Annotated in this window: 9 protein-coding genes; all 9 read left to right on the top strand. The window is 59.9% G+C overall.

Annotated features, from left to right (window positions below; translation table 11 throughout):
- The first annotated feature begins 1,905 nt into the window (after nt 1-1,905).
- Nucleotides 1,906-4,692: a CRISPR-associated helicase/endonuclease Cas3 gene (locus BJP06_RS09755; protein WP_071573710.1), complete on the top strand. Its 2,787-nt coding sequence runs from the start codon at nt 1,906-1,908 to the stop codon at nt 4,690-4,692.
- A gap of 58 nt (nt 4,693-4,750) precedes the next feature.
- Nucleotides 4,751-6,454 (top strand): type I-E CRISPR-associated protein Cse1/CasA, encoded by a 1,704-nt coding sequence (casA, locus tag BJP06_RS09750; RefSeq protein ID WP_070361640.1) that lies wholly within the window; start codon nt 4,751-4,753, stop codon nt 6,452-6,454.
- Nucleotides 6,447-7,076: a type I-E CRISPR-associated protein Cse2/CasB gene (gene casB, locus BJP06_RS09745; protein WP_070361639.1), complete on the top strand. Its 630-nt coding sequence runs from the start codon at nt 6,447-6,449 to the stop codon at nt 7,074-7,076. Before casA ends, casB begins: the two co-directional genes overlap by 8 nt.
- Nucleotides 7,077-7,100: 24 nt before the next feature.
- Nucleotides 7,101-8,231, top strand: a complete 1,131-nt coding sequence (gene cas7e, locus BJP06_RS09740) for a type I-E CRISPR-associated protein Cas7/Cse4/CasC (RefSeq protein ID WP_070361638.1) — start codon at nt 7,101-7,103, stop codon at nt 8,229-8,231.
- Nucleotides 8,228-8,950, top strand: a complete 723-nt coding sequence (gene cas5e / locus BJP06_RS09735; protein WP_070361637.1) for a type I-E CRISPR-associated protein Cas5/CasD — start codon at nt 8,228-8,230, stop codon at nt 8,948-8,950. Before cas7e ends, cas5e begins: the two co-directional genes overlap by 4 nt.
- Nucleotides 8,947-9,660, top strand: coding sequence for a type I-E CRISPR-associated protein Cas6/Cse3/CasE (gene cas6e / locus BJP06_RS09730; protein ID WP_071573709.1), 714 nt, complete (start codon nt 8,947-8,949; stop codon nt 9,658-9,660). Before cas5e ends, cas6e begins: the two co-directional genes overlap by 4 nt.
- A 1-nt stretch (nt 9,661) precedes the next feature.
- Nucleotides 9,662-10,600, top strand: a complete 939-nt coding sequence (gene cas1e, locus BJP06_RS09725) for a type I-E CRISPR-associated endonuclease Cas1e (RefSeq protein WP_070361635.1) — start codon at nt 9,662-9,664, stop codon at nt 10,598-10,600.
- Complete coding sequence (gene cas2e / locus BJP06_RS09720; protein ID WP_070361634.1) at nt 10,597-10,953, top strand: type I-E CRISPR-associated endoribonuclease Cas2e; 357 nt, start codon at nt 10,597-10,599, stop codon at nt 10,951-10,953. The genes cas1e and cas2e overlap by 4 nt, the downstream gene beginning before the upstream one ends.
- Before the next feature lie 279 nt (nt 10,954-11,232).
- Complete coding sequence (locus BJP06_RS09715) at nt 11,233-12,237, top strand: hypothetical protein (RefSeq protein ID WP_070361633.1); 1,005 nt, start codon at nt 11,233-11,235, stop codon at nt 12,235-12,237.
- The last annotated feature ends 74 nt before the right edge of the window (nt 12,238-12,311 follow it).

Here is a 12,311-nt window from a genome sequence, read left to right as displayed (position 1 = left end):
CGATAGCCACGGCGTTCGCGGGCTCATCCCCGCAGGCGCGGGGAACACTGTGTTGAGGTGCCGGGACGTCGGCGTGCGTGGGGCTCATCCCCGCAGGCGCGGGGAACACCACGCGGGCGACACCATCACGCACACGGGCCGGGGCTCATCCCCGCAGGCGCGGGGAACACTGGAAACCACCCATGGCCGGTGGCGCATGGAGGGGCTCATCCCCGCAGGCGCGGGGAACACCCGGCGACCTTCGCGACGCGCTGCGTCGAGCCCGGCTCATCCCCGCAGGCGCGGGGAACACCAATTTTTGGCACTGTGTCAAGTTTGCTTACCGGGCTCATCCCCGCAGGCGCGGGGAACACACGCCCTCTACTCCCCCGGCGCGTATGGGGCTGGGCTCATCCCCGCAGGCGCGGGGAACACTTTGCGGGTGACGCGCTTAGCGGGCGCGCCGGGGGCTCATCCCCGCAGGCGCGGGGAACACCTCCAGGTTCGAATCCTGGGCGGGGCACGAGGGGGCTCATCCCCGCAGGCGCGGGGAACACATGTCATCGTCGTCCAGGGTGAACGTGTCACGGGGCTCATCCCCGCAGGCGCGGGGAACACTGCTAGTGCTGGTGGCATCAGCCGAGTTCGAGGGGCTCATCCCCGCAGGCGCGGGGAACACTCAGACATGTCCTTCCACCTAATCGGCCCATACGGCTCATCCCCGCAGGCGCGGGGAACACTCAGCGTCAAACGTGACCTCGTGGATTTCCGGGGGCTCATCCCCGCAGGCGCGGGGAACACTCGCACTGGCCACCAGACCAGGCGCACGCACTGGGCTCATCCCCGCAGGCGCGGGGAACACTGTCGGCGGGAGGGTCTACTTCGAGATTCCGAGGGCTCATCCCCGCAGGCGCGGGGAACACGGATGCGCGGGCAGCGTAAAATTGAGGATTTTGGGCTCATCCCCGCAGGCGCGGGGAACACTAGATTCGGCGTAGGAGTGCAGTGCTGGGCATGGGCTCATCCCCGCAGGCGCGGGGAACACCTTTCGGTGTTGCTCTTTGCCTTACACCAATTAGGCTCATCCCCGCAGGCGCGGGGAACACTCGATTTCAGCGTTTGACGTGGAGATATGAATCGGCTCATCCCCGCAGGCGCGGGGAACACATTTGCGCTCCTTACTGGGCGTCGTTGAGCCAGGGCTCATCCCCGCAGGCGCGGGGAACACATGACTTCTGCTGCTACAAGCGCTTCCAAAACGGGCTCATCCCCGCAGGCGCGGGGAACACATGTCATCGTCGTCCAGGGTGAACGTGTCACGGGGCTCATCCCCGCAGGCGCGGGGAACACTTGGAGCATCTAATCGCGCAGAATGATGTGCTGGGCTCATCCCCGCAGGCGCGGGGAACACTCAGGGTGACCTTTTTCAGGGCCAAGTTAATGGGCTCATCCCCGCAGGCGCGGGGAACACTTCGTAGCCACAGACTTTGCACATGGTCATGGGGGCTCATCCCCGCAGGCGCGGGGAACACACGCCAAACGGTCAAGTTTGCTGCCTAGCGGAGGGCTCATCCCCGCAGGCGCGGGGAACACAGCGTCTGAGTCTCCCGAAAACGGCCAGCCAACGGCTCATCCCCGCAGGCGCGGGGAACACACTTGCTGAGCTGCAAGTTTTGGAGCCTGTACCGCATTCTACATACGACTTGCGATCGGAACATAACCCCGCCGACGCAGGGAGAATCTAAAGCCTCGATCCAATCAAGGCTCATCCCTGCCGAAGCGGGGATACTTAGAATTTAGTGCCTGAATCTGCCGTGCTCAAAAGAGTTAAGTATTTTTTCGTTAACTGATTAGAGCGGGTTCCGGGTTGCATTGGTATGAAACACTTGCTATAACTTGAAGCAACATCGACAAAAGGATTAAAACATGAGGCCCGGACACGAACTGCCAGAAAGCACGCTCGAGACAGCTCAGCTGTTCGAAAAGTGGGTCTCGAAACGCTCCCCGCAGGCGCAGTCTCTTTGGGCCAAGTCCGGCGATGAGACTGGCCATCTTTCAGTTCCCCAGCATCTAGTAGATGCAGCCTGTGCCGCAGCTGCGGTGTTCGACGTATGGGTCGCCGATAACATCAAACGCGAGATCGCGGGGCATCTAGCAATCACCGTCGAGGAGCTCCGCACTTTTTATATTTGGCTCGCTGGCACTCACGACGCGGGGAAGATTACCCGCTCTTTCCAGACCCAGCTTCAGGATCGAGCCGGGTACGAGCATATCATCAATGCCATTGTCGATACTGGCCTTGACCTCGAAAAAGATGAACTTCTGAAGATGCCGCACGGCAGGAGTTCGGGAGTCATCCTGAGGCGCTGGCTGGAAACACAAGGCATGCCGCGAACGATGGCTACTTGGGTTGGGTCGACAGGGGACGCGCACCACGGAGTCGCGTCGACAGGCGACGAGAAGACAGCCGTTGAAAACGAATTCAGCAAGTACCCAGCGGCATGGCTAGGCGTTCAAGACGAAATTGTCAGCGCAATGACGACGACGCTGCACGCGCAACCGGTCCTAGACAAAATCGGAAAGATCGAGGACCCCGAGGCGGGGGTTGCGCAGTTCCTGACTGGCTTGGTGGTCATTGCGGACTGGATAGCGTCGAATGCTGAGGCGTTTCCGATGGTCGTCGATAAAGGACAGGTCGAGAGGCTGCGGTCGGGGATGGCGCAGACCGACCTCACGGCTCCATGGCACCCAGTTAAACCGATCAGCGACATCGACGAGCTGTATCGAGCATCATTTGCCTGGCCTCAACACTTCAATGCGCGCAACGTGCAACGCGCACTCGCTGAAGCTGCCCGGCGCGCAACCCGGCCCACGCTGTTCATCCTTGAGGCGGAGACTGGCGTCGGTAAGACTGAGGCGGCGCTTGCCGCAGCACACATCATCGCTGATCAGACTGGTGCACAGGGCATCTATTTTGCGGCCCCCACTATGGCCACTGCGAACGGGCTACTGGAGCGAACCATCGACTGGGCGCGCAACACCTCGGACGTTGGCACTGTCACGTCGCTGTACCTCGCACACTCCAAAAACCAGCTCTCACGGGCAGCAATGAGTCTGCCGCGCGGAATCGCCGAAGACGAAACGTCAAACCACGGTGATGTGATCGCGAGCAGCTGGATGCGAGGGAGACGTCGCGGCCTCCTCTCAAACATTGTCGTTGGCACTATTGACCAAGTCTTAATGATGTCGCTTATGCAACGCTTTTCGATGCTGCGTCACGCCGCGCTAGCTGGAAAGGTCATCATTTTCGACGAGGTTCATGCCTATGACGCGTACACTTCCGAATACCTCGAAACCACACTTGAGTGGCTTGCTTACTACGGCGCGAGCGTCATTATGATGTCTGCGACGTTGCCAGCCCAGCGACGGGCCTCGCTCGTCGAAGCGTACACCGGGGTGGCTCCCGAGGAAGCACCACACGGCTACCCGCTGATTACGGTCGCCGATGAGTCTGCAACGACGTACATCACGCCACCCCCAAATCCAACCAACATGGTGGCCACCATCGAGCACATCGACGACTCACTCGACACTCTTCGAGGCACGCTCGACAACCTGCTTATCGACGGCGGCTGCGCCCTTATCATCTGCAACACCATTGCCCGCGCCCAAGATGCGTACCGGGAGCTCAAAACCCAGTACGCGGATGACATCGAACTGCACCACGCCGGCTTCATCGCCTGGGAACGATTGCAAAAGGAAGACGCACTCCGGGAACAACTCGGCCCGCACGCGCGGCGCGGCGCAGGTCGCCCATACCGCAAAGTTGTTGTTGCAACCCAGGTCGCCGAGCAGAGTCTGGATATCGACGCCGACGTACTGATCACCGACATCGCGCCGATGGACCTGGTAGTACAACGCGCTGGCCGACTACAGCGTCACAGCCGCCCGGTCGATGACCGTCCACCTCAACTACAGGATCCGAAGATCTTTATTCGCGGCGTGCTCTCGCCCCTGCCGACTCCTGAATTCGACGGTGGTGCGATGGCTATTTACGACCCTCAGATTCTTCTTTCCACGCTGCTCCACCTACCCACTACGTTCCGTCGACCGGACGACATTGAAGCGCTCGTTCAATCGACGTATGACCTGGACACGACCGTAGTGCCCGACGAGATGCAGCAAATCTGGGATGAAGCCGCCGGAGTAAGCCAATTAAGGCAGCACAACGCGCGAAAACGCTCAACGTCGTTCCGGACTCCATCCCCGTTTCATGCTGAGACTCTCATTGAATTCTTCGAAAACAAAGGTGCAGCGCTGAACCTGGACAGGGAAGAAGCCGGTGCTGCGCAGGTTCGCGACGCGGAGCCCACCGTCGAAGTGATCCCGATTATCGAGACTGACTACGGGTACCGGCTATGGGGCGTCGATAAGGAAGTACTTGCCGACGCCGAGCCTGACTATCAGACGGCATTCCAACTCGCATCAAGCACTGTGCGACTCCCGGCGCGCCTGACGCGATACGAGAGCGACTTCAACATCGTCATGGATGCGCTCGAGGAAAATACCCCTGTCACCTGGAGTAAGCACTACCTACTCAACGGCCAACTCGCACTTCCCCTCGACGAGGACGGCGAAACAAGGATCGGCCGATTCCTCGTTCGCTACAGCAGCGAGCTCGGAATCGAAGTCTCGTTCGAAAGGGGTGAGTAGTGGTGTCCCCTCCACCGCTACGCTGTAGTCATACGCACAACAATGAGAGAAAGGAGTGATGAACGTGACATTCAACCTCGTACATGAACCGTGGATCTGCACCACAACGGCTGACGGCGACAAAGTCCTCAGCTTGCAGCAAATTTTCGACGGCACCGAGCAGCCACTCAGCGTCGTCGGCGACTCACCGACGCAGGACTACGCGGTGCTCCGAGTGCTGCTTGCCATTTACTGGCGAGCGCACCACCATCACCTCAAGAGTTCAGTACCCACCGGCCGACGAAGCCGAGGTTTCCGCTGGGAGTCGTGGTTCCAGGAACAACGCAACCAGGCGAGACAGCACCAGCGCGATGACATCGTTCTTGCTTATCTGAAGGAATACGAACACCGCTTCAATCTGATCGACGATGAAGTGCCGTTCATGCAGGTAGCGAACCTGCATACCAGCAAGAATACGCATTCACCTATCTCGAGGATCCTCCCAGACGCTGAGGCAGATTTCTTTACGATGCGCACCGGCGCAGGGCGCGCCTCCATTTCGTTCCCGGAGGCAGCCAGGTGGCTGATCCACCAACACGCCTACGATTACTCTGGCATCAAATCTGGCGCTGCAGATGACCCGCGAGTCAAGGGTGGCAGAGGTTACCCGATCGGGACCGGGTGGGCTGGCATGACCGGCGGAACGGTCGTACGCGGCGACACACTGCAAGAAACACTGGTGCTCAATACAGTCAAGGAAGCAGTAGACCCGACGGCCACGGGAGACACACCGATCTGGGAACGCGATCCTGATACCGCCAAGCAACGCCTTTTCGATCCAAGTGCACCCAAGGAAGGCGTGATGCCGAACGGCCCTGCTGACTTGGCAACCTGGCAAACCCGACGCATCCGCCTCTTCCCAGAAGGGGACCGCGTCACGAGAGTGCTCGTCTGCAATGGTGACCGCATCCCAGACGCAGGAAAGAATGTTTTCGGCGACCCGATGACGCCATACCGGTACAGCCCGAATCAGAGTAAGAAAGACCTCACCGCGTACTACCCGAAGCCATACGATTCAGAGCGCACCGTGTGGAACTCGATCGATGCGCTCCTTGTCAGTGAAAATGACGCCGGGTTTGGCGGAAAGAACCTGGCCCCGATCAAACCCGCAACACTCGCAAATCTGGCGGAGATTGCCGACGTGACCAGGGAGCAAGAACTGCTCGACATCGCCATTGTCTCCATGGCTTACGGCCCTCAGAGTTCTTCTGTCGGCACCGTGATCAGCGGCGAAATCGGGCTGCCCCTCTATCTGCTGCAGAACAATGAGTATTCCACCACCGACCGGCAACGTGTCCGCGCGGCCGCCCAGGCGGTGCGCGATACAGCGGTTTGCCTCGGCTGGTTTGAAGGACAACTCGCGGTCGCGGCAGGCGGAGAGTACAGCTTCGGCACCAAGTCGGCGGACCGACTCTACGCCCTTCTCGAACCCGAGTTCATGACGTGGCTCCGGAATCTCAACATCGACGACGTAGCCTCCGAGTGCGTGCGCTGGCAGGAACTCGTCCGGGATAGCGCACTCGAGCTTGCAGCGGAACTCGTCCGAGGAGCAGGACCCAAAGCCATGATCGGCCGCCTCGATAGCACTGAAGACGGCAAAGGCCGTGTGATCAACGCCGGATCCATCCATAACCAGCTGCTTCGGAAGCTGCGCGACGCCCTTCCGCTGCTTGCCCAGCGAAACGCCGACCGCACATCACAACAGGGAGAAAACCATGACTAAACCCACCCTCCGCGCCGCAGTAGGGGCAACGGCGACGCGGCTACAGAACCACTACCTAGAGCAAGCCCATACCGCTCTAGGAGCTAGCGCCCGCGGATCGCTTGCCGACCTGCGCAAATATGCCTCAATAGGATTGGAGCATAACCCGCTCGCACTCCAAGACGTGCTCATGCTGCTGCAACCGGAACTCAGTGATCAAGAACTGGGAAAGTCTGACAAGCCCTCCCCAAGCGAGTACGCAGCGTTCTACGCACTCGCCCTGTTCGGGGTCCACATGCAAAGTGCACGCACACCGGCGCACAAGCAGGGAGATTCGTTCGCACTCGCATGTGGTCAGCTCTACAGAAAAACTGAGTCCAACTCAATAAAGCAGCGGTTCGACGCGATGCAGGTTGCTCTGGATTTCCCATCACGGATCACCCATCTACGTTCACTCGTCAGCCTGCTTCGCTCGCAAGACTTGCCGTTTGATTACGGGCAATTCGCCGGGGATCTCCGATCGCTCCAAAACCCAAAGTACCGGGACGGCGTTTTGCTGCGGTGGGGTAGAGACTTCGCCATCGGAACACTCCGGCCCTCTGCCCAGGCAGAAGCACAAGAACTCGACAACGCAATCCGCTAACTTCTACTTTTCGAAAGGACAATCATGTCTCTCATCATCGATATCCACGCACTTCAGACAGTCCCGCCTTCACTCATCAACCGCGACGATACCGGCGCCCCTAAGACAGCCGTGTTCGGCGGCGTCCCACGTCAGCGCGTCTCCTCCCAGTCCTGGAAGCGCGCAATCCGCAAGTACTTCGCCGAGCACTTCGATCCAGAATCCATCGGTGACCGCTCCAAGCGCCTTCCAGAAAAGATCGCGAAGCAGCTCGCCAAAGTTGCCGGCATCTCCGATGAAGACGCCATCAAGCGCACGGAGCAGCTCTTCAACGCTGTAAAGATCAAGACCGTCGTAGAGAAGCCAAAGAAGGGCGACGACACCGAACACAACCCATGGCCACAAACCACCTACCTGATCTTCCTCAGCCCACAGCAAATCGATCGCGCTGTCCGCGAGCTTGCTGAGCGCGACGGTCAGAAGTTCACTAAGGCCGAAGCGACTGCCATTTTGGATACCAACCACAGCGTGGACATGTCTATGTTCGGTCGAATGGTTGCTGACGACGCATCCTTCAATGTCGACGCAGCAGTCCAGGTAGCGCACGCCATCGGCGTGCACGCATCCGCGCCCGAATTCGACTTCTACACCGCCGTCGACGACCTTGCCGAAGAAGGCGAAGAAACTGGTGCAGGGATGCTCGGCACTGTACAGATGATGTCCTCCAGCCTCTACCGCTACGCCACCATCAACGTCGACGGCCTGAAGAAAAACCTCGAGTCCACCGATGCCACGATTAAGGCTGTCGAGCAGTTCATCGAGGCATTCGTCGCGTCCATGCCAACTGGCAAGATCAATACCTTTGCCAACCAGACTCTCCCCGAGCTCGTGTTTGTGACCGTCCGCGATACCCGCCCAGTCTCCCTCGTCACTGCTTTTGAAGACGCGGTGACTGCAACCGAGCAACTCGACCGTCGCCACGTAGCAGCAGCACGTCTTGCCGACGAGGCACGCGCAATTCAGGACACCTACGGCTTCGTCCCCACCAGCCAATACGTCCTCGGTCTCGGCGATATCGCCGCGCCATTCGACGGCCTCGCGGAGCGCGTAACACTGAAGGAGCTGGGCGAACGCGTCGCAGCCGACGTTGCCACCGCACTAGGTGATGACGCATGAGTTCCTCCCTACTCCTCCTACTGAAAGGGCCCCTACAGTCATGGGGTGATGAGTCTCGGCACAAAATACGTGCTACTGCGCTCACACCGACGAAATCGGGCATCATCGGACTCATCGCTGCAGCACAGGGGCGGCGTCGAACGGACCCAGTCGAAGACCTCACTCGCCTCCGGCTCGGAGTGCGCGTTGACCAGTCAGGCAGCCTACTGCGCGACTATCAGACGGCCCAGCCCTGGCTTACCGACCCGAACGCATCCGCGGAGCTCATCACCCGATACTTCCTCAGCGACGCTGCGTTCGTAGTAGCTGTCGAATCGGACGACCGTGCCCTGCTGGAGGGCATCGCGGAAGCACTACGCGCTCCCGCATTCCCACTCTTCATGGGCCGAAGGTCATGTCCGGTGCACCCAGGACTAGTGATCGGCATCGTCGACACCGACGCGGAAACTGCGCTGCGCGAGCATCCTACGTGGCATGCAACAGCACAGCACAAGCGTGAAGCGCCAAAACACGTCAACTTGGCGCTCTACCGGGATGCGGACGAGGAAGAACAAGGCGGAGTCCGGCGACAGGACGTGCCCATAAGCTTCGACCCGCAGCACCGACGCTACGGGTGGCGTGACGTTCTGCGCGTAGAGGACGTCGCTATCGATAATCCGGATGGAACTGAATCGCTGGTGGACAGTGACGTTTTCTTCGAAACGGTGATCAAGGCATGAGCAATACATTCACAAGGATCCTCATTAACCCCGCCCGACGCCAAGGCAGGCGACTGCTCACCGACTCCCAAGCGATGCACGCCGCCGTACGCAGTGCGTTCCCGCCGGATCTCGATGAGACTGCAGGGCGGGTGCTGTGGCGCGTCGATAGCCAAGAACACACCCACGTGCTCTACATCGTGGGGCCCGAAAAGCCGACCGCTGACTCCATCGTGGAACAAGCAGGGTGGGATACCCGGCCGGCGAAAATCGCCGACTACAGCCGCTTCCTCGACAGCATCATGAAAGGGCAGCGTTGGAAGTTCGAACTCGTTGCCAACCCAACGTATAGCGAGTTTCAGCAGGGTAAACGGGGCAAGATCAAGGCGCACGTTTCCCCGCGTCACCAGCTTGCTTGGCTGCGTAAAAAGTCACTCGCACATGGGTTTGCGCTGGCACCAGGGCTCGATGACGAGGTCAACGACGAAGAGCGCGCACACTGGGACGCGTTTGAAGCACCGGCAGTCATCCAAAGCTGGACCGACGTGTTCCACCGGAAGAAAGCCGACGGCACCAAAGGCAGGCCCGTACGGATCGCCAAGGCCCGTTTTTCCGGAGTCCTGGAAGTCACTGACGTCGAGGCTTTTCGACGCACCCTCACCCAAGGCATCGGACGTGGTCGCGGCTACGGCTGTGGCCTCCTGACGCTAGCCCCATCAAATAGGTGCTGAGATGCCAACACCTGACGAACTGCCGATCACTCGCCGTGCACTCGCGCGAATGAGTGATCGGCTGTCCTTCCTTTACGCGGAACGGTGCGTGGTCAACCGTGACGGCAACGCGTTGACGATCACCGACCAACGCGGCACCGCACACGTCCCCGCGACACAACTTGCGGTGCTCCTGCTCGGCCCCGGAACCCGGATCACCTACGCCGCGATGGCACTCCTCGGCGACGCAGGCACCAGCACAGTTTGGGTCGGCGAGCGCGGTGTCCGGTACTACGCCTCCGGCCGCCCACCCGCGAAGTCATCGCGGATGGCGCTGCTCCAAGCGGAAGTCGTAACGCACCAGCGCAAACGGCTTGACTGCGCCCGGAAAATGTACAGCCTCAGATTCCCGGGAGAGGACGTGTCCACTCTCACCATGGCGCAGCTGCGCGGCAGGGAAGGCTCCCGCATGAAACGTGTCTACGCCGCCGAAGCCGAACGAACCGGCGTGTACTGGGACCGACGAAGCTACGACCCGCACGACTTCGACTCCGGCACACCCATCAACCAAGCGCTCACTGCGGCAAGCGCAGCGCTCTACGGCATTGCTCACGCAGTCATTGCCGGGCTTGGGTTCGTTCCCGCACTCGGAGTTGTCCACACCGGAACAGACCGCGCGTTCGTCTACGACATCGCCGACCTGTACAAAGCCGAGATCGCCATCCCCGCCGCGTTCGACGCAGTAGCTGAAGCGAAAGGGAAACCGCATATCGAGGTGCGACGGAAGGTGCGCGACGCTGTCGTCGAAAAGCGACTGATGCAGCGCATGGTCAAAGACCTCCAATACGTCATGGACGTACCCGAAGAAGAACTCTACAGCGATGTCGAACTGATGCTGTGGAGCGAATTGGAAGTCATCTCTGCAGGCGTCAACTGGGCAGAGGAAGAGGCACTGCAATGATGGTGCTCATCGTCACCGCATGCCCGGCGGGCCTGCGCGGCGACCTGACAAAGTGGCTCATGGAACTCAGCCCAGGTGTCTTCGTGGGCACCCCATCAGCTCGCATCCGAGACCTACTCTGGGACCGCACCATCGAGCTCTGCAAAGACGGCAGGGCACTGCTCGTCTACAGCTCAAATAACGAGCAAGGCATGGAGTTCCGCGAGCACCGGCACGCCTGGAAACCGACAGACTTCGACGGCATTACGCTCATGATGCGCGAGAACGCGCGAGCACCAAAACGGCGCACCGGGTGGAGCAAGGCACGACGGCAGCGCATCGCATACGAGCGAGACAGGCGGACTTCGTCTTAGGTCGTGGCCACGGACGGGGAGATTGACATGCCTGGGTGGTCGAAAGGGTAGGCCTGAAATAGTTCCCGCGTCCGGGAACTATTTTGGGTTTGGGCCGATTCCGGTCGACCAACACTTACGTTTCCCCAGTTCGCGACGACTGTCCACGAAGAAAGGTCCCCGGTTTCAAAAAACGTTGGGAACTTTCTCGGCGGGCGACGGGTGGCGGGCGAGGCTAGGGGCGTCGAAAAATAATAAGCACTGAGGGAGCCGAACACGCCGTTTTTACGTCTAAACGGTATGAACACTCTCTACAACGGCATGACCATCGACCTCGACACGCCCCTGATCCACCAAAAACAGCGAACACCAAACCATGCATACCAGCAGGTCAGCGTGCGTCGCTACCTACAAAACGAACACTGCCTGCAACCATGGCAAGTCCAAAACAATGCGCGCTACCACCCCAAAAACGTCAGGTATCACGCCCCGGCAGCAGTCCGTGCAATCGCACACGCGGTAGAACAACCCGGCAGCATCATCGCCGGATTCTCGGCACTCGCGCTCTACGGCTTGCCCTATCTCGTCGAAGGCGCTGACACCACCCTGGTGACCACCTCCGGCCACACCAGCGTAGCCGGGGCCTGCCGTCCGACAATCCGCCGATCGCGGATCTCACTTGCAACATGGACCGTCACCCACCGAGGTGTATCACTGCAAGCGGTCACACCACTCACCGCCGTAATACAGGCACTTGTGCAGGTCAAACGTGGTGAGCACCTGTGGAGAACCGTCACTGTAGAGGGGCTGGCCCCCGAAGAGGTCAGAGGTATCCAACTAGTTGACTGTGTGCGACGTTTTTGGGGCATCACACCCAGCAGCATCGCCAAGGCAGCTAGGCACAAAATTGACGCCACATGGCTGCACAAGGTGCTACGACACAGCAGCGTATTGGCGGACTCACCAAAAGAAACTGAAATGCGCCTGCTGGTTGCCGCCCTGGCCAACCGGTACGGCTGCACGGTCGAAGAACAAGTGCCACTGAGGGTCGGTGACCAGCTTGTCACAGTGTTTGACCTTGCCATTCCCGAGTTGAAGATTGCCGTCATGTACGACGGCGCACATCACTCCGATTACCAACAGCGGAATAAGGACTCCTCCATCACCTTAAAGATGATTCGGCAAGGTTGGACACCGGCGCGGTGCTCGGCAGCCACAATGTTTGAGTGCCTCACCTTGATCGAAGAGCTGATGCAGGAAGGCCGGGTTCGTGTGCAGACCAGAAAAGTTCCCAACGGATTTTGAATAACGGGAACTTTCTTCGTGGACATGCGTCGCCACCTGCGGAAACACGAGTGCCGGTCGACGGGAACGGGCCT

Origin of the sequence: Corynebacterium sp. NML120713 (assembly GCF_001875735.1) — a bacterium.
Lineage (GTDB): Bacteria > Actinomycetota > Actinomycetes > Mycobacteriales > Mycobacteriaceae > Corynebacterium > Corynebacterium pseudogenitalium.
Note: the sequence above shows the minus strand (reverse complement) of the source record. Positions and strands in the feature narration are given on the sequence as shown.